Origin of the sequence: Sphingopyxis sp. TUF1 (genome assembly GCF_036687315.1) — a bacterium.
GTDB lineage: Bacteria > Pseudomonadota > Alphaproteobacteria > Sphingomonadales > Sphingomonadaceae > Sphingopyxis > Sphingopyxis kveilinensis.
This window is the reverse complement of the sequence record NZ_CP144683.1, coordinates 2,322,495-2,341,219: the sequence shown is the minus strand read 5'-3', so window position 1 is coordinate 2,341,219 and position 18,725 is coordinate 2,322,495. Positions and strand designations below refer to the sequence as shown.

The following is an 18,725-nucleotide window of genomic DNA, read 5'->3' as shown; positions in this document are numbered from 1 at the left end:
CAACGCGTCCATTTTCTTCAGAGCGCGATTCAACCACGCATCACACGCCGAGATCCGCCCGCACTTCGCGCGGATCGTTCCACTCGCTCAGCAATTTCACCAGCGCCGCATCGTCGGTCGGCAGATCGACCATCAGCCGGACGAGCTGATCCCCGCGGCCACCGCTTTTCTGGCTGAAGCCCTTGCCCTTGAGGCGCATGACCTTGCCCGACGAGGAGCCGGCGGGGATCGACAGCATCACCGGGCCGTCGACGGTCGGCACTTTAACTTTTGCACCCTTCACTGCCTCGGCGAGCGTCACCGGCAAGTCGAGCCGGATATTCGCGCCGTCGCGGACAAAAAAGGGGTGATCCTTGATCGCGATCGTCACAATGCCGTCGCCATTGCCGCCCGGTCCCGGCTGCCCCTTTCCGGCAAGGCGCATCTGCGTTCCGGTTTCGACCCCGGCAGGCAGTTTGAGATCGATCGTGCTGCCGTCGGACAGCGTGATCCGCTGCGGCGCCTGCGTCGCTGCATCCGCGAAAGATACGAGCAATCGATAGGAGACATTGGCCCCCTTCGGCGGCGGGGCGCTGCGCCCGCCGAAGCCACCGAACGGCCCGCCGCCAGCGCCGCGACCGCCGAACAGGCCTTCGAAAATATCGCCGAAATCGGCGCTTTCGTTGCCGAAACCGCTGAAACCGCCGGGGCCGGTGCGCTGATCGCCGCGAAAGCCGCCCCCGCCGCCATAGCCGAACGGCATGGCCGGATTGCCCTCGGCGTCGATCTCGCCGCGGTCGAATTGCGCACGCTTGGTCTTGTCCGAAAGCAGGTCATAAGCCTTTGTGACGTCGGAAAAGCGTTCCGACGCCTTCGGATTGTCCTTGTTCTTGTCGGGGTGAAGTTCCTTGGCGAGTTTACGGTAGGCGGACTTGATCTCCGCTTCGCTCGCGCTCTTCGCAACACCCAGGGTGGAATAGGGATCGGCCATTTTGCTCCTGTAGCCTGATTAATGACTGGCCGTGAAGGCCCATTGCGCGGCGATGTGGGAATGGGGGTGGGCACGATCAAGTTCCACACATGTCGCTCGACCACGCGCATCAAGCGCATTATGACCGCGCGCATGAGCGACGATCCCCTGGCCCTGTTCGACAGCTGGTTCACCGAAGCGCGTATCAGCGAGCCAAATGATTCCAACGCCATGGCGCTCGCAACGGCCACACCCGACGGGCACCCTTCGCTGCGCATGGTGCTGCTGAAAGGCCATGGGCCGGACGGTTTCGTCTTTTACACCAACCTCGACAGCCGCAAGGGCGGCGAGCTCGCGGCGAACCCGCATGTCGCGCTGCTGTTCCACTGGAAATCGCTGCGCCGCCAGATCCGGATCGAGGGCGGTGTCGCACCGGTCGACGACGCCACCGCCGACGCCTATTTCGCGACGCGCAGCCGCGACAGCCAGCTCGGCGCCTGGGCGAGCGACCAGTCGCGCCCGCTCGACAGCCGCGCGACCTTCGAGGCACGCTTTGCGGAGATGCAGGCGCGTTTTGAGGGGCAGGACGTGCCGCGGCCGCCGCGCTGGTCGGGCTGGCGCGTGACACCCGAACGCATCGAATTCTGGCAGGACCGCGCCCATAGGCTGCACGAACGCACTTTGTTCGAGCGCGCAGGCGACGGCTGGACGAAAGGATATCTGTTCCCGTGAGCGCTGCACGCCGTCTTCCGATCAGCCAGGTCGATGCCTTTGCCGACCGGCCCTTCACGGGCAATCCCGCGGCGGTGATGCCGCTCGACGAATGGCTCGACGATGCGACGCTGCAAGCCATTGCGGCGGAAAACAACCTCGCCGAAACGGCCTTTCTGGTCCCCGACGAGAGCGGCGAGGCCGATTATGAACTGCGCTGGTTCACCCCGACGGTCGAGGTTGCGCTCTGCGGCCATGCGACGCTGGCGAGCGGGCATGTGCTGCTGTCGGCGGCGCAGTGGCGCGGCGACATGCGCTTTCGCACGCGCAAGGCGGGAATCTTGCGCGTCGCCCGCAACGGCGAGGACGAAGGCTACCGGATGGCGCTGCCCGCCTATCCCCCTGTGCCCCACGCGATGCCAGACGTCGTCCGCACGCTGGGGGGCGATCCGGTCGAAACGCTAAGGCACGAGGGCGGTTATGCGCTGATTGTCTATCCCGACGCGGCGAGCGTCCGCGCGCTGACGCCCGACCTGCGCGCGTTGAGCAAAGGCGGCGACACCCTGTATATCGCCACCGCGCCGGGCGCGGGCGACCCGTCGGGCGCCGATGTCGTCAGCCGCGCCTTTGCGCCCGGCGCCGGGATCGACGAAGATCCCGTCACCGGATCGGCGCACAGCGTCCTCACCCCCTATTGGACCGCGCGACTGGGCCGCGATGCCTTTGCCGCCTATCAGGCGAGCGCGCGCGGCGGCCACGTCGGCTGCCGCATCGACGGCAACATGGTCGAACTGACGGGGACGTGCGTTACGACGCTGGTCGGCGATTTCCTGCTGTAGGTGGCAATTTCAAAGCGGGGGGGCCGCGTGAAGTGGAGAGTTGCCATTGAACCTCCCTCTCGCGCAGCGATGGGGAGGTGGCAGCGCCGAGCGCTGACGGAGGGGCAATGGCGCTAACGTCGCCGCCCCTCCACCACCGCTTCGCGGCGGTCCCCCTCCCCATGGCTTCGCCACAGGGAGGATCAATGGCAACAATTCCATCGCCTCACCCCTCCCTTTCCGTAAACGTAAAGTGATTGCGCCCGCCGCCTCGACGGGTTACCCCTTCCCCATGTTTTTCGGTTTTCTCGACGAGCTTCGCGCCGCGGGTATTCCCGCCAGCCTGAAAGAGCATCTGATGCTGCTGGAGGCACTCGACCGCGAGGTGATCGACCGCAGCCCCGAGCAATTCTATTACCTCTCCCGCGCGATTTACGTGAAGGACGAAGGCCTGCTCGACCGCTTTGACCAGGTGTTCAACAAGGTCTTCAAGGGCATCATCTCCGATTACGGCCAGAACCCGGTCGACGTCCCCGCCGACTGGCTGAAAGCCGTCGCCGAGAAATTCCTGACGCCCGAGGAAATGGCGGCGATCGAATCGCTCGGCGACTGGGACAAGATCATGGAGACGCTGAAAGAGCGGCTCGAGGAACAGCAAAAGCGCCATGAGGGCGGCAGCAAGTGGATCGGCACCGGCGGCACCTCGCCCTTCGGCAATTCGGGCTATAATCCCGAGGGTGTGCGGATCGGCGGCGAAAGCAAGCACAAGCGCGCGCTGAAAGTCTGGGAAAAGCGCGAGTTCCAGAATCTCGACAACACCAAGGAACTCGGCACCCGCAACATCAAGATCGCGCTCCGCCGCCTGCGCAAATTCGCGCGCGAGGGCGCGGCCGACGAACTCGACATTCCGGGCACGATCGACGGCACTGCGCGCCAGGGCTGGCTCGACATCAAGATGCGCCCCGAGCGGCGCAACGCGGTCAAGCTGCTGCTCTTCCTCGACGTCGGCGGGTCGATGGACCCGTTCATCAAGCTATGCGAGGAATTGTTCAGCGCCGCGACGAGCGAATTCAAGAATCTCGAGTTCTTCTATTTCCACAATTGCCCGTACGAAGGCGTGTGGAAGGACAACAAGCGCCGCTGGTCAGAGCGCCATCAGATGTGGGATATCCTCCACAAATATGGCCATGATTACAAAGTGATCTTCGTCGGCGACGCATCGATGAGCGCCTATGAAATCACCCATCCGGGCGGCAGTGTTGAACATTTCAACGAAGAATCGGGCGCGGTCTGGCTCCAGCGGATCACCCATGTCTATCCCGCCGCGGTGTGGCTGAACCCGGTGCCCGAGGCGCATTGGGGCTACACCCAGTCGGTGAAGCTCATCAAACAGCTGATGAACGATCGCATGTATCCGCTTACCCTCGCTGGCCTCGACGACGCGATGCGCGAGCTGACGCGAAAGCATTGATGTCCGCCATCCGTCATCCCGGCGAAGGCCGGGATGACGATTTCTTTGATAGCAATCTTGAACCGATGCCCTAATCCCGTTCGTGTCGAGCGTAGTCGAGACACCCATCGGTAGCGCGCGGCATCGAGGTGTCTCGACTTCGCTCGACACGAACGGATTTCAGAAGCTCCGCTAGGCCCCGAATGATCGACCTCCCCCTCGTCACCATCCTGTTGCTCACTGGTTTCATCAACCTGATCGGCGCGCTCGCCTATGCCGCCCGCATCGCCGGCGTTCGCACCCGGCGCATCGCGATGTCGTTCGCGCTATTCAACATTCTCGTGCTCTTCTCGCGCACGTCGAACAGCTTTCTGGGGCCTTTCCTTGCCAAGCGGATCGAGACGCGCATCCACGACGGCAGCGGCGCGTCGCTGTTCATCGACATGCAGCTCGTGCTGGCCGCGGCGAGCGTCGCGACGCTCGTCGGCATATTGCTGGTACCGACGGGGCAGCGCATGTTCGCCGCGGCAATCGGCTGGTATCAGGACAATCGCTCGACGACCCGGCTGGCGCTCAAGGCGGTTAGCCCCGCCGGGCTGCGTACGCTGCGCCAGTCGCTTAAATTCCCCAGCCTCGCGCATCTCAAGGGCTGGCACATGCCCAAGGGGATCGGCTGGGGCGTGTTGATCGCCAACTGCCTTGCGCAGTCGCTGCTCGCCGTCGGCGTCGTCGCGTCGCTCTATGCCGGTTATCTCGCCCCCGAATTCCGCGTCACCGCGTCGCAGCTTTCGGCGCTCATCAACGGTTTTGCGACGATCCTGCTTTTCGCCTTCATCGACCCGCAACTTTCGGTGATGACCGACGACGCGGTCGAGGGGAAGGTCGACGAGGGTGATTTCCGCCGCGCGATTACTTTCATCTCGCTCAGCCGGCTCGCGGGCACGATCCTCGCGCAAGCGCTGCTACTGCCCGCGGCGCTGCTGATCGCGTGGGTCGCCGTGCACGTCTGAGCCCGGCCGGGCATACAGCGACCGAAGGCGCCGGATTAGCCGAACGGGTCGGCAATCGACGGCGGTGGCTCGCTGAACCACTTTGGGCCGCTGTCGGTCATATAAAAACAATCTTCGAGCCGGATGCCGAATTCGCCCGGGATATAGATGCCCGGCTCGTTCGAGAAGCACATGCCGGGCGCCAGCTTCGCCGTCTCGCCGCGCACCAGATTGACCGGCTCGTGCCCGTCGAGACCGATGCCGTGGCCGGTGCGATGCGAGGTACCGGGCAGCTTGTATCCCGGCCCCCAGCCGAGGCTTTCATAATAGGCGCGCACGGCATCGTCGACCTTGCCCGCGGGCGTGCCAAGCTTTGCCGCGGCAAAGGCGACGTCCTGCCCCTTGCGCATCTGGTCCCATACTTGCCGCTGGCGCGGGCTGGCCTTGCCGTAAACGAAGCTGCGCGAAATATCGGACTGATAGCCGTGGACCGAGGCGCCGCAGTCCATCAGCACCACTTCGCCCGCCTTCACCGCCTGCGGCTTGCCCGACCCGTGCGGATAGGCGCTCGCCTCGCCGAGCAGGATCAGCTCAAACTCGCTGTTGCCGCCAAGCGCCACGGTCGCGGCGCGCATGATCGCGCCGATCTCGGCGGGCGTCATACCGGCCTCGATCCGCGGCGCGGTGTGGCGATAGGCGGCGATCGTGATGTCGTTCGCGACCTGCATCAGCGCGATTTCGGCCGGAGACTTGTGCATCCGGCAGCCGCGCACGATGGGGGCACCATTGACGACAGTGGCGGCGGGCATGGCTTTCTCCAGCCAGTCGACCGCGAAGTACCGCACCGTTTCCTCGACGCCGATCTTGCCCTTCGCCAGACCGCGCTTGCCAAGCCATGCGGCAACCGCAGCGAGCGGGTCCTCATCCTCGTTCCACGTCAGCACCTCGGCCTCGATACCCAGGCTTTCGCGCACCGAGGGTTCCTCAAAGAAGGGCGTGACGACCGCGACCTCGCCCTCGCGTGTCAGCACCGCGGCCGTCAGCCGCTCGCTCCGCGACCAGTGCACCCCGGTGAAATAAATGAGGCTCGAGCCCGGCTCGATCAGCAGCGCGCCGATGTCGTTCGCGGCCATCAATTCTGTGGCCTTGGCAATGCGCGCCATACGCTCGGCGGCGCTGATCGGAATCGCGGCGGCGGCGAGGTTGGGGAGCTCCGCGGTGTCGGCGGCCAGCACCGATACCGATCCTGTTACTGCGAGTCCGGTCAGCGCCACAGTCCCCATGAATTGCCGCCGGTGCATCACAACGCTCTCTCCTGTTCCCGTTCGCCCTGAGCTTGTCGAAGGGCCGTTCTTTCCTTCAGCGTCAAAGAAGAACGGTGCTTCGACAAGCTCAGCACGAACGGATTTGATATTCGTGAAAATCGTCTAGCGATAAAGCAAAAGCTCTTCCACTTCCTCGCGCCATCCCGCCTCGTCAGGCAGCGCCAAGGCATCCAGGTCGCCCGCAACGGTGCCCGCATCGTCGACCCACTCGCGCAAGCCCGGCCCGCCGTTGATGACATCGATCGCCAGCACATCGTCGGTATATTCATATTTGAAATCGAGCCCGCGCCAGATTGGATAGTCGGGGTAAAGCGAGCGGATCGCCTTGAAGCCCAGCGCCTGCACGCGCCAGGGGCGGAACGCGCTATGATCGTACCACGCACCCTCGGCATGGATATGGACGCCGTTATTGAGCTGGCCGACATGTTTGTGAAAGGTCGGCTGGAACCAGATGTCGCGCAGCTTGCATCCGCCAAGCCATTCGGGCGCGAGGCGGTACATTTCAGCGATCACCGCCTTGGCGTCGATGTCGGACGCGCCGAAGAGTTCGAGCGGGCGCGTCGTCCCCCTGCCCTCGCTGAGGGTCGCACCCTCGACCATCACCGTCCCGGCATAGGCGCGCGCCATGTTGACGTTCGCGGCATTGGGGCTGGGGTTGATCCACACGCGGGTCGTTGGCCAGCCGAAGCCGGGGCCGCCCGGCTCCCAGCCTTCCATCTCGATCACGCGGTAATCGACGTCGAGACCGAAGTGGCGGATAAACCAATGCCCCATCTCGCCCATCGTCAGCCCGTGGCGCATCACCATCGGCCCCGCGCCGACGAAGCTTTCCCAACCTGGGCGCAGGCGCGTGCCTTCGACGGGGCGGCCCGCGGGATTGGGCCGGTCGAGCACCCACACCGCCTTGCCATGCTCCGCCGCAGCCTCGAGCACGTAGAGCAGCGTCGTGACATAGGTGTAGATGCGGCAGCCGAGGTCCTGCAAATCGACCAGCATCACGTCGAAGGTGTGCATCGACTGGCCGGTCGGACGGCGCACGTCGCCATAAAGACTGAAACACGGAACCCCATACACCGGATCGGTGAAATCGGGCGATTCCATCATATTATCCTGAAGGTCGCCGCGCACCCCGTGCTGCGGTCCGAACACCGCGCTGACATTCACGCCGGCGGCAACGAGCGCGTCGAGGCTGTGCGTGAGAGCGGCGGTGACCGATGCAGGATGCGCGAGCAGCGCGACGCGCCTGCCTTCGAGCGTTTTCAGGAGCGCCGGGTCGGCGAGCAGGCGGTCGATACCGAAGGAAATGGTCATGCCCGACCGCGTGCCTCAAGCGTCAGGGCAAAGCAATCGGGATGATGGAAATCGGGCTGCCCCGGCGGATGCGCAAGCGCCCAATAGCTTTTGGTGCCGTCGAGTTCCTCGATCACCGCGGACAGGCCGAGCTTGGCGCCGACATCGGGAAAGATGCCGGGTTCGACGCGCAGCGCATAGTTTTGCTCGCCGCGCTCGGCCACGATTTCCCACGGCGCCAGATCGTCGGACCGCAGGAGCGAGCGATAATCGTCGAACTGGTAACAGGCCCAGCGCCCATCGGGCGCATAGTTGAATTCGGTATAGTCGGTCTGCGCCTCTTCGGTCAGGAAGGCCTCGAAACAGGTGCTTTCCCACAGGCCATCGGTCGCGCTGTCGGCGATGACCAGCTCGCCCTCGCCGTCGGGCAGCACCAGATCGGCGATCGCCCCGTCGATCAGGAAACGCAGCGCAAAGCCATCGTCGAACGACAGGCTGACCTCGACCGCAACCGACCGCACGGCCCGCGCGGGCGTGCCGGGGTGACAGACGAGTTGACGTCGTTCGCTGGAATGAGCCGACATTCAGTCCCTCTCCGTTCGTCCTGAGCCTGTCGAAGGACCGTTCTTTCCTTTTGCCAAGCTGGAAATGCTGTCCCAATCGCCGCGGATCAATGCCATTTTTTTGGCGCGGCTCCACCCCTTAATTCGTCGTTCGGCTTCGAGAGCTTCGATACGCGTTCCGAACTCCTGACTCCACACCAGGGTTACGGGGAGCTTATCCGAGGTAAAGCCCCGAATAGCGCCCGCCTCGTGCTGCGCCACCCGATAAGCCAGATTATCCGTATGGCCGGTGTAGAAAGCCCCGCCTCGGCAATGCAGCATATAGGCCCAGAAACTCATGCGCGTGTGTTGAAGGAAGAACGGCCCTTCGACAAGCTCAGGGCAAACGGGTCAGGGTTGTTTCTTTGTTGCAGGCCCCATGCTAAGCGCCCGCGCGCTATGACCAACTATAAATCCGACCTGCTGCGCCTTCTCGACGAGCGAGGCTATATCCATCAGATGACCGACGCGGAAGGGCTTGATGCGCTCGCCGCCGGGCAGGTCGTCCCCGGATATATCGGTTTCGACGCAACCGCGCCCAGCCTGCACGTCGGCAGCCTCGTCCAGATCATGATGCTGCGCCGCCTGCAACAGACGGGGCACAAGCCGATCGTGCTGATGGGCGGCGGGACGACGCGGATCGGCGATCCCACGGGACGCGACGAGAGCCGCAAGATGCTGTCGGACGAGACGATCGCGAGCAACATCGCGTCGATCTTCAGCATCTTTCAGCAGTTCCTGACGTTCGGCGACGGGCCGACCGACGCGTTGATGGTCGACAATCAGGACTGGCTCGGCAAGCTCGGCTATATCGAGCTGCTCCAGGAAGTCGGCACGCATTTCACGATCAACCGCATGATGACCTTCGATTCGGTCAAGCTGCGGCTCGAACGCGAACAGCCGATGACCTTCCTCGAGTTCAATTACATGATCCTCCAGGGCTATGATTTCCGCCATCTGTCGCGCGAAATGGGCGTGCGCCTCCAGATGGGCGGGTCGGACCAGTGGGGCAATATCGTCAACGGCATGGAGCTGGGCCGCCGCATGGACGGCGCCGAGCTTTATGGCCTCACGACTCCGCTGCTCACCACCGCCGCGGGCGCCAAAATGGGCAAAACGGCCGCCGGCGCGGTCTGGCTTAATCCCGAACAACTGTCCCATTTTGACTATTGGCAATATTGGCGCAACTGCGACGACCGCGACGTCGGGCGGTTCCTGAAGCTCTTCACCGACCTGCCGCTCGCCGAGATCGCACGGCTCGAAGCGCTCGAAGGCGCCGAGATCAATGAGGCGAAGAAGATCCTCGCGAACGAGGCGACCGCGATGTGCCGCGGCGTCGATGCGGCGAAGACCGCTTCCGAGACCGCCGCGCAAACCTTTGAAAAAGGCCAGATTGGCGGCGACCTTCCTCATGTGACGGCGTCCGCCGAAGGGATTGGCATCGTCGACGCCTTGCGCGAACTCGGCTTTGCGGCCTCGAACAAGGAAGCGCGCCGCAAGCTCGACGAGGGCGCGGTCAAGGTCGGCGGCAGCGTTGTTCGCGACCCCGCCTATCGCATCACGCCGACCGACGGCGACGTTCCGATCAGCCTCGGCGCCAAAAAACATGGCCTCGTAACCCGGTAAAGCGCAAAACAGCGTTTACCACTTTTTCAGCATTCCGGTGGATCGTCATGCCCAAATCAACAAGGTCCACGAAAATGCGCAAGATTGACACGAGCAAGGCCCATTATGTCGGTCTCGACCAGCGGATTGCACCGCGTAGCGACGTCTATTGCCGTCTGCCCTTCGTCATGCCCGACGGACGGCAGGAAATGTGCACCTGCGTCAACATCAGCGCCGACGGTCTGCTGATGCGCTTCGAACGCGGTTTGGAACCCGGCGATCTCGTCGTGTTCCGGATGCCGATCATTGGTCGCGCCGCGGCAAAAGTGGTCTGGTCGCTCGGCGGCAAGACCGGCGTGCAGTTCGAAAAATCGATCACGGTCGAAGATTATCTGCCGATGATCCGCGCGATGGGCGCGCGCGGCGACGTAAACTAACCGCTCCTGAGCAGCGGCACCGCCGCATCGCGCTCGAACAGATAGAGGCAGTGCCGTACCGCCTCGCCGCGCGCGCCTTCCATCCCGCCGTCGCGTTCGACGAACAACCGCGCATCGTCATGCGCGACGGGGAGAAGGCGGACCAATTGCTCGGGGGTCGCAAGCCGATAATCGGCCTCGCCCGACTGCTTGAGACCCAACAGCTCGCCGCCGCCGCGCAGTTCCAGATCCTTTTCCGCAATCACGAACCCATCGTTCGTCTCGCGCATCAGCGCCAGTCGCTCGCGCGCGGTCTCGGAAAGATTTTGCGAGCGTAGCAGCAGGCAGACCGATTTCGCCGACCCGCGCCCGACGCGGCCGCGCAGCTGATGCAGCTGGGCAAGCCCGAAATGCTCGGCATGTTCGACGACCATCAGGCTGGCGGCGGGAACATCGACGCCGACCTCGATCACCGTCGTCGCGACGAGCACGCCGATTTCCCCCGCCTGGAAGCGCGCCATGACGTCATCCTTGTCGGGTCCTTTCATCCGCCCGTGGACGAGCCCGACGCGCGTCGCACCCAGCCGCTCGGCGAGGAGCGCCGCGCGCGCCTCTGCCGCGGCCAGCTCGCTCGCCTCGCTCTCGGCAACAAGCGGGCATACCCAATAGGCCTGCGCACCCGTCGCAAGATGGCGTTCGAGCGAGGCGACCACCTCGTCCAGCCGTTCGACCGAGACGACGCGGGTGTCGACCGGCGTGCGCCCAGGCGGCATCTCGTCGATCCGCGACACGTCCATCTCGCCATGGTTGGCGAGCAGCAGCGTGCGCGGAATCGGTGTTGCGGTCATCACGAGGAGGTGTGGCGGTCGCGCTGCTTTCTGGGTGAGCATCAGCCGCTGTGCGACGCCGAAGCGATGCTGTTCGTCGACGACGACGAGCGCGAGATCCTTATAGGTCACCGCCTGCTGAAAGATCGCGTGGGTGCCGATCAATATGTCGATGCTGCCGTCGGCGAGGCCCATCAGCGTCGATTCGCGCACCCGCCCCTTGTCGCGCCCGGTCAATATGGCGAGGTTCACCGGCAGGCCGGCGAGCATCGCCTGCAAGGTCGCAAAATGCTGGCGCGCAAGGATTTCGGTCGGCGCGAGGAGCGCCGCCTGCGTCCCCGCCTCGACCGCGGTCAGCATCGCGCGCAGCGCCACCAGCGTCTTGCCCGATCCGACGTCGCCCTGCAGCATCCGCAGCATCGGCGTGTCCTGCGCCATGTCGCCCGCAATCTCGCGCCCCACGCGCTCCTGCGCCCCCGTCAGCCCGAACGGCAGCCGCAGTGCATCGGTCAGGCGGCCGTCGCCCACGATCGCCCGCCCCTTTCGGTTGCGCAGCCCCTGCCGGATCAGCATCAACGCCACCTGGTTTGCAAATATCTCGTCATAGGCGAGCCGGTCGCGCGCCGCCTCGTCGCGTGGACTGGCGTGCGCGCGCGCGATCGCCTCGCGCCAGGCGGGCCAGTTGCGGCTGGCGAGCAGCGGCGCATCGATCCACTCGGCCAGCTCGGGCCGCCGCTCGAGCGCGATCGCGGCAAGCTGCGACAGCCGCGCGTTGGTCAGCCCTTCGGTCAGCGGATAGACGGGCTCATGCTCGGCAATCCCGCCTTCGTCGCCGGGTTCGGCCACATGGTCGGGATGGACGATCTGGCGCATCTCGCCATACAGGTCGAGCCGTCCCGACACGCGGCGCGTCTCGCCCAGCGGGAACAGCTTGCGCGCCAGCCCCGATGTCCGCCCGAAATAGACAAGCCGCACATGGTCGCCCGCGCTGTCGAACGCCTCGACGCCGAACGGCGCGCGCGGCGAACGGCCGGGGCGATAATCCTGCGCGGTCAGATCGACGATGATCGTCTGCCCGGCCTGCGCCTGATCGAGCCGATCGACGGGGATTCGCGAGATGAGCCCCGTCGGCAGATGGAACAGCACATCGACGACGCGCTCCAGCCCCAGCCGCGTCAGCGGCTTCGCCAGCTGCGGTCCCACGCCTTTCAGGTCGGTGAGCGCAGCAAAGAGTGGATTGAGGATTTCGGGTCGCATCGGTGATCGGTGTTTAGCGCGAGCTTTGCCAACTTGCACCTCCCCTCTCCCCTTGCGGGAGAGGGCAGCGAGACTTACGAGCTTGCTCGTTAGTCGCAGCGGTGAGGGGTATGCGCTTGCAAAGCAAGCGCGCGCTCGCCATGCGAGCGCTCACCCTCATCCAACTTCGCCTAGGCGCTTCGCGCCAAGGCTTCGTGTCCTTCTCCCGTCAAGGGAGAAGGGAAAGAGAAATAGATGACCGACCGCCTCAAACGCCTGAAATTCCGCGCCTGGCACCGCGGCACGCGCGAGGCCGATTATATGATCGGCGGCTTTTTCGACCGCTATTCGCCTGCATGGGGCGAAACCGAACTCGCATGGTTCGAGCTGGTGGTCGAGGAGGATGACGTCGACATCATGGCATGGGCGCTCGGCACCGCCGCACCGCCCGCGCATCTCGACAAGCCCGAGCTGATCGCGGCGATGCGCCGGCTGGACTATATTCCGCTGCCATGACCATCCCCGCCGCCGACATCTTCGCCGCCATCGGATCGGCAGCGACGCCGCTGACGCTGGCGCGCGCCGCCGACGGCTTCCTGCCGCTGCTGCTCGCCGATCTCGCGCGCGCGAGCGACAAGAGGCTGGTCTATGTCGCGACCGACGACGCCGCGATGCAGGCGATTGCCGACGCCGCGCCTTTCTTTGCCCCCGACCTCACCATCCATCGCTTTCCGGCGTGGGACTGCCTTCCTTATGATCGCGCGGGCCCGTCGATGCGCGTTAGTGCCGACCGGCTCGCGACGCTCTCGGCCTTGCAAGCGGCGCCCAAGCGCGGCGAGCTGATCCTGACCACCGTCGCCGCGATCACCCAGCGCACGCTGACCCCTTTCCGCATCCGCCAGCTCGCGACAACGCTGGCGCCCGGCCAGCGGATCGACCGCGACGCGCTCGCCGAATTGCTCGTCGCCAACGGCTTCAGCCGGGTCGATACCGTTGCCGATCAGGGCGAATTTGCGGTGCGCGGCGGCCTGCTCGACCTGTTTCCCGCGGGCGAGGAGACCGGGCTGCGCGTCGATTTTTTCGGCGACGAAATCGAAAGCATCCGCCGCTTTGACCCCGCCGACCAGCGCAGTCTTGGCCCCGCCAAGGCCTTGCAGCTGCTCCCCGCGTCCGAAACGCTGCTCGACGAGGCGACGATCAAGCGGTTTCGCTCGGCCTATCGCGAATTGTTCGGGGCGCAGGCAACCGGCGATCCGCTGTATCAGGCGGTCAGCGACGGGCGGCGCCAGGCGGGCATGGACCATTGGTTGCCGCTGTTCGAGGAACGACTGGCGACTTTGTTCGACCATGTCGACCCCGCAACGCCGGTGCTGCGCGGCCACCGCACCGACGCGACCGCCGAGACGCGCTTCGCTGCGATCGCCGACTATCATGCGAACCGCGTCGCCGCCGAACGCGAATCGCCGGGCAGCTACCGCCCGCTCGCGCCCGACGCACTGTACCTGACCGAGGCCGAGTGGGGCTCCGCCACGTCGGACCGCCCGATCCATGTCGTCACGCCGTTCGACGTCCCGCCATCGGCAACGGTCGTCGATCTCGAAACCTTTGCCGCGCGCGATTTCACCCCCGAACGTGCCGTCGACCTCAACGTCTATCACAAGGTCGCCGACCATCTGTCGGACGAGCGCCGCAAGGGACGCAAGACGATCATCGCCAGCTATTCGGGCGGCGCGCGCGAACGCCTGTCCGGGCTGCTCCGCGATCATGGCGTGACCTCGCTGGTGCAGGTTGATACGTGGCAAGAGGCGCTGGGTTCAAGTTCCGTTCGTGTCGAGCGAAGTCGAGACACCCCGCAGGAAAGCGCTACCCCGACGGGTGTCTCGACTTCGCTCGACACGAACGGGAATAAGGGTGTGGCGGGACCGGGCACGGTGGCAATGGTCGTCCTCCCCCTCGACCACGGCTTCGCCTCCGACGCGATCAGCTTGCTCACCGAACAGGACATATTGGGCGAACGCCTCGTCCGGCGGCAGAAGCGCCGCAAGAGCGCCGACGCCTTCCTCGCCGAGCTTGCGACGCTCAGCGTCGGCGATTTGGTGGTCCATCTCGACCATGGCATCGGGCGTTACGAAGGCCTGACCTCGATCCCCGTAGGGAACAGCCCGCACGACTGCGTCGCGCTGACCTACGCGGGCGGCGACAAGCTCTACGTTCCCGTCGAGAATCTCGATGTCCTCTCGCGCTATGGCGGCGAGAGCGACGGCGTCGCGCTCGACAAATTGGGCGGCGAGGCGTGGCAGCGGCGCAAGGCGCGGATGAAGGAACGCATCCGCGAGATCGCGGGCGAGCTTCTCGCGACCGCGGCACAGCGCGCGCTTCGCTCGGGCGAATTGCTCGCCGCCGACGCAGCTTATCCGGCCTTCGCCGACCGCTTCCCCTATCAGGAAACCGACGATCAGGACCGCGCGATCGGCGACGTGCTCGCCGACATGGCGTCGGGCCGCCCGATGGACCGGCTGGTGTGCGGCGACGTCGGTTTCGGCAAGACCGAGGTCGCGCTGCGCGCCGCCTTTGTCGCGGCGATGGCGGGGGTGCAGGTCGCGGTCGTCGTGCCGACCACCTTGCTCGCGCGCCAGCATTTCACCAACTTTACCGAACGCTTCAAGGGCTTCCCGATCCAGATCGGCCGCCTCTCACGCCTCGTCCCCGCCGCCGAGGCGCAGCGAACGCGCGACGGGCTGGCGAGCGGACAGATCGACATCGTCGTTGGCACGCACGCAGTGATCGCCAAATCGGTCGAGTTCAAGAATCTCGGCCTCGTCATCGTCGATGAAGAACAACGTTTCGGGGTCGTCCACAAGGAACGGCTGAAGCAATTAAAGGCCGACGTCCACGTCCTCACCCTCACCGCGACACCGATCCCGCGCACCTTGCAAATGGCGATGTCGGGGCTGCGCGAGCTCAGCGTGATCCAGACCCCCCCGGTCGATCGCCTCGCCGTGCGCACCTATGTCGCGCCCTGGGATCCCGTCGTGATCCGCGAGGCATTGCTGCGCGAGCATGATCGCGGCGGGCAGAGCTTCTTCGTTACCCCGCGAATCAAGGACCTACCCGACATCGAGGAATATCTACGCACCCGCGTTCCCGAAGTGAAATATGTCGTCGCGCACGGCCAGATGACGCCGACCGAAGTCGAGGAGCGGATGGGCGCCTTTTACGACCGCAAATATGACGTGCTCGTCTCCACGACGATCGTCGAATCGGGCCTCGACATCCCCAGCGCCAACACGCTGATCATCCACCGCGCCGACCGCTTCGGCCTCGCCCAGCTCTATCAGCTGCGCGGCCGCGTCGGGCGGTCGAAGACCCGCGCTTATGCGTATCTCACTACGCCCGAACAGGGCGCGATCACCGACACCGCCGAAAAGCGGCTCAAGCTGCTCGGCGACCTCGACACCCTGGGTGCGGGCTTCCAGCTCGCGAGCCATGACCTCGACATTCGCGGCGCGGGCAATCTCGTCGGCGACGAGCAGTCGGGACATATTCGCGAGGTCGGGTTCGAACTCTATCAATCGATGCTGGAAGAGGCGATCCTGATGGCCAAGGCCGAAGGTGCGGGCAAGCTGCCGCCGCGTGAAGCCCTGTCGCCGACGATCACCGTCGACGCGCCGATCCTTATCCCTGAAGACTATGTCCCCGACCTGCCGCTCCGCATGGCGCTTTACCGCCGCCTGAATGATGCCGAGGACCGCGCCGCGCTCGACGCCTTTGCCGCCGAGATGATCGACCGTTTCGGCCCGCTGCCGCCCGAAACCGCGAACCTCGTGCAGCTGATGGAGATCAAGGCGAACGCGAAACTCGCGGGCATCGCCAAGCTCGACGTCGGGACCAAAGGCGCGCTCGTCAGCTTCCACGGCGACGAGTTCGCCAACGTCCCCGGCCTGATCGCCTATGTCGAACGGTTGAAAGGCCGCGCGCGGCTGCGGCCCGACAACAAGCTATCGGTCAGCGGCGACTGGGGCAGCACGGGGGCGCGGTTGAATGGCGCTTTGCAGCTGTCAAAAGGATTGGGGAAATTGGCGCGGCAGGCGGCATAGCGGGATCGTCATTGCGAGCGGAGCGAAGTAATCTCCAGCTATGGGTTCGCGCCAAGCCGATAGCTGGAGATTGCTTTGTCGCTACGCTCCTCGCAATGACGAAGCCTATTCCATCAGCCCGACCAACTGATCCCCCGGCACCGGCCCCGATTTCAGGAACCCCTGCCACGTCGCCACGCCGATTTCGGACAGCCGCGCCAACTGGCGCTCATTCTCGATCCCCTCGGCGACGACGAGCAGCCCCAGCGCGCGCGCCAGATCGACGATCGCGCGCACGACGATGCGGTCGCGGTCGCTGCCGTCGATCGTGCGGGTAAAGCCGCTGTCAATCTTGAGATAATCGATCGGCAGCCGCGCGAGCAGCGACAGGCTGGAATAGCCGGTGCCGAAATCGTCGATCGCGATCGCCGCGCCGAGCGCGCGAAGCTGCGCCAGCTGTTCGGCGGCGCTCGCGGGGTCGCTCAGCATCGCCTGTTCGGTGAGTTCCAGCGTCAAGCGATCGGGATCGACCTTCGCATCCTTGGCCATCGCCGCGAACCGCGCAGCGAATTCGGGGTCCCCCAGATCGGCGGCGGTGATATTGAGCGATACGCGCAGCCGATCGAGCTGCCGCGGCCAGCGCGCCATTTCGGCAAGTGCGACGCGGTGCGCATGTTCGGTCAGTTCGCACTCGAGCCGCGCCGCCCGCGCCGCGGTGACCAACGGGCCCGCACCGAGCAGGCCGAGTTCGGGATGCTGCCAGCGCAGCAGCGCCTCGACCCCCGTCATCGCGCCGGTCGCGACGTCATATTGCGGCTGGTAATGGATCACGACCTCGTTGCGCGACAGCGCCGCATGGACCATCACTCCGTCGCGCGCCGACGCCGGCCGTGCGAGCTGGTCGCACGCCTGCAACAGCTGGTCGGCAACCGGCTCGTCGCGCACGATCAGCGCGGCGGCAATGCGGATCGACAGGCGGCCGTTCGGATCACCGACGATCGGCTCGGCAAGCGCGACGTGCAGCGCGCGTTCCTGCGCACGAAGCGCGCCCAGCGCAAGCGGCGTCGCGGGGACGATCAGGAAGCGCGGCCCGTCGAGCCGCTCGACGCCCGACCCCGGCCCGAACTCGTCGCTGGCAAAATTTTCGAGCCGCCTTCCGATTTCGTCGAGCACAGCATCGCCTGCCGCGGTCCCCGCGCTGTTGTTGATGCGCGCCATCTGGTCGATCTGGACCAGCAGGACCCCTGCGTCGCAGTCATGCTGGAGGTGCTGGGCTTCGATTTTCCGGGCGCAGGCGGCAAGGGTTTCGGACAGGCGATTCATGTTGGCCCCTTTAACAGGCTTTGCTTGCCAAACGCTTGCCTTTTGCATCACAAGGCGCGCGTGGCTGCTACATCGCCCCAACCTGCCGCTGCGGCGGCGCCGCTGATCGACGGTCATGGCCGCCGGATCAGCTATTTACGGCTGTCGGTGACCGATCGCTGTGATCTGCGCTGCCGCTATTGCATGGCCGAGGATATGCAGTTCCTGCCCAAATCGGCGGTGCTCAGCATCGAGGAAATGGCCGAGCTCGCCGAGCGATTCGTCGCGCGCGGCGTCCACCGCATCCGCCTGACCGGCGGCGAGCCGCTGGTGCGGCGCGGAATCGACACGCTGGCGATGCGGCTCGGCGCGCTAATCGGCAATGGCCTCGACGAGCTGACGCTCACCACCAACGCGATGCGCCTCGCCGACCATGCGCCGATGCTCGCGGCGGCAGGGGTGCGGCGCATCAATGTCAGCCTCGATACGCTCGATCCCGACGCTTTTCGCCACATCACACGCGTTGGCGACCTTGCCGTGGCGCTCGCCGGCATCGCCGCCGCCCAGCAAGCCGGGCTCGCGGTCAAGATCAACATGGTCGCGCTCGCCGGGCTGAACGAGGATCAGCTGCTGCCGATGCTCGGCTGGTGCGCCAACAATGGCTGCGACCTCACGCTCATCGAAACGATGCCGCTCGGCGAGGTCGAGGAGGATCGCAGCGATCATTATATCCCGTTGCACCAGTTCATCGCCCCGCTGCGCGCCGCGCACGCCATCTACCCCATCGACAAGCGCACCGGCGGTCCGGCCCGCTATTTCGCGGTCGAGGACAGCCCCGTCACGCTGGGCCTCATCACCCCGCTCAGCGACAATTTCTGCGCGACGTGCAACCGCATCCGCCTGACCGTCGAGGGACGCGTCTATATGTGCCTCGGCCAGGACGATCATGTCGATCTGCGCACTGCGCTGCGCGAGGGCGGCAACGTCGACGGGTTGATCGACCGTGCGCTCGCTGGCAAACCCCGCGCGCACGACTTTCAGATTGAACGCGAATCCAGGCCGGCGGTCGCACGCCATATGAGTGCAACGGGCGGCTGATACGCCGAACCGCGAGGGGGAACCGGACCAC

16 protein-coding genes are annotated in these 18,725 nt (G+C 65.3%); 9 read left to right on the top strand and 7 right to left on the bottom strand.

Translation table 11 applies throughout. The features are described 5' to 3' along the window. Positions 1–40: 40 nt before the first annotated feature. Complete coding sequence (locus VSX77_RS11000) at positions 41–970, bottom strand: J domain-containing protein (protein WP_338424649.1); 930 nt, start codon at positions 968–970, stop codon at positions 41–43. Positions 971–1,102: 132 nt separating this feature from the next. On the opposite strand from VSX77_RS11000, the gene pdxH reads away from it, so the two are divergent. The 4 genes from pdxH (at position 1,103) to VSX77_RS10980 (ending at position 4,938) form a co-directional block, all read left to right on the top strand. Beyond that, complete coding sequence (pdxH, locus tag VSX77_RS10995; RefSeq protein WP_338424648.1) at positions 1,103–1,681, top strand: pyridoxamine 5'-phosphate oxidase; 579 nt, start codon at positions 1,103–1,105, stop codon at positions 1,679–1,681. Next, complete coding sequence (locus VSX77_RS10990) at positions 1,678–2,499, top strand: PhzF family phenazine biosynthesis protein (protein WP_338424647.1); 822 nt, start codon at positions 1,678–1,680, stop codon at positions 2,497–2,499. The genes pdxH and VSX77_RS10990 overlap by 4 nt, the downstream gene beginning before the upstream one ends. 271 nt (positions 2,500–2,770) lie before the next feature. Next, positions 2,771–3,949: a vWA domain-containing protein gene (locus VSX77_RS10985; RefSeq protein WP_338424646.1), complete on the top strand. Its 1,179-nt coding sequence runs from the start codon at positions 2,771–2,773 to the stop codon at positions 3,947–3,949. A 182-nt stretch (positions 3,950–4,131) separates the two neighbouring features. Next, complete coding sequence (locus VSX77_RS10980; protein ID WP_338424645.1) at positions 4,132–4,938, top strand: lipid II flippase Amj family protein; 807 nt, start codon at positions 4,132–4,134, stop codon at positions 4,936–4,938. Positions 4,939–4,973: 35 nt separating this feature from the next. Here the strand turns inward: VSX77_RS10980 and VSX77_RS10975 are convergent, their stop codons facing one another. The 4 genes from VSX77_RS10975 to VSX77_RS10960 all read right to left on the bottom strand — a co-directional run bounded on the left by VSX77_RS10975 (position 4,974) and on the right by VSX77_RS10960 (position 8,434). Next, entirely contained in the window at positions 4,974–6,218 is a 1,245-nt protein-coding gene (locus tag VSX77_RS10975) for a M24 family metallopeptidase (protein WP_338424644.1), read from the bottom strand. A gap of 126 nt (positions 6,219–6,344) precedes the next feature. Then, a complete protein-coding gene (locus VSX77_RS10970) occupies positions 6,345–7,547 on the bottom strand; it encodes an exo-beta-N-acetylmuramidase NamZ family protein (protein ID WP_338427258.1) in 1,203 nt (400 codons plus the stop codon). Between the two features lie 2 nt (positions 7,548–7,549). Next, a complete protein-coding gene (locus tag VSX77_RS10965) occupies positions 7,550–8,116 on the bottom strand; it encodes a DOMON-like domain-containing protein (protein ID WP_338424643.1) in 567 nt (188 codons plus the stop codon). Next, positions 8,117–8,434, bottom strand: coding sequence for a GIY-YIG nuclease family protein (locus VSX77_RS10960; protein ID WP_338424642.1), 318 nt, complete (start codon positions 8,432–8,434; stop codon positions 8,117–8,119). Between the two features lie 99 nt (positions 8,435–8,533). Between VSX77_RS10960 and tyrS the strand changes: the two genes are divergently transcribed. Together tyrS and VSX77_RS10950 are read left to right on the top strand one after the other, a co-directional pair. Beyond that, positions 8,534–9,760 carry a tyrosine--tRNA ligase gene (gene tyrS / locus VSX77_RS10955; protein WP_338424641.1) on the top strand — a complete coding sequence of 409 codons (1,227 nt, stop codon included), beginning with the start codon at positions 8,534–8,536 and terminating at the stop codon, positions 9,758–9,760. Between the two features lie 74 nt (positions 9,761–9,834). Then, positions 9,835–10,176, top strand: a complete 342-nt coding sequence (locus tag VSX77_RS10950) for a PilZ domain-containing protein (protein ID WP_338424640.1) — start codon at positions 9,835–9,837, stop codon at positions 10,174–10,176. Here the strand turns inward: VSX77_RS10950 and recG are convergent. After that, positions 10,173–12,239, bottom strand: coding sequence for an ATP-dependent DNA helicase RecG (gene recG, locus VSX77_RS10945; RefSeq protein ID WP_338424639.1), 2,067 nt, complete (start codon positions 12,237–12,239; stop codon positions 10,173–10,175). The genes VSX77_RS10950 and recG overlap by 4 nt on opposite strands. 234 nt (positions 12,240–12,473) lie before the next feature. Here recG and VSX77_RS10940 point away from each other — a divergent pair, with 234 nt between their 5' ends. Both VSX77_RS10940 and mfd read left to right on the top strand, forming a co-directional pair. After that, positions 12,474–12,734, top strand: coding sequence for a succinate dehydrogenase assembly factor 2 (locus tag VSX77_RS10940; protein ID WP_338424638.1), 261 nt, complete (start codon positions 12,474–12,476; stop codon positions 12,732–12,734). After that, a complete protein-coding gene (mfd, locus tag VSX77_RS10935; RefSeq protein ID WP_338424637.1) occupies positions 12,731–16,315 on the top strand; it encodes a transcription-repair coupling factor in 3,585 nt (1,194 codons plus the stop codon). The genes VSX77_RS10940 and mfd overlap by 4 nt, the downstream gene beginning before the upstream one ends. A gap of 105 nt (positions 16,316–16,420) precedes the next feature. Here mfd and VSX77_RS10930 read toward each other — a convergent pair whose 3' ends face one another. Further along, on the bottom strand, positions 16,421–17,617 hold the full coding sequence (locus VSX77_RS10930) for a GGDEF domain-containing phosphodiesterase (RefSeq protein WP_338424636.1): 1,197 nt from the start codon (positions 17,615–17,617) through the stop codon (positions 16,421–16,423). Between the two features lie 60 nt (positions 17,618–17,677). Between VSX77_RS10930 and moaA the strand changes: the two genes are divergently transcribed. Then, positions 17,678–18,694 (top strand): GTP 3',8-cyclase MoaA, encoded by a 1,017-nt coding sequence (moaA, locus tag VSX77_RS10925; RefSeq protein ID WP_338424635.1) that lies wholly within the window; start codon positions 17,678–17,680, stop codon positions 18,692–18,694. The last annotated feature ends 31 nt before the right edge of the window (positions 18,695–18,725 follow it).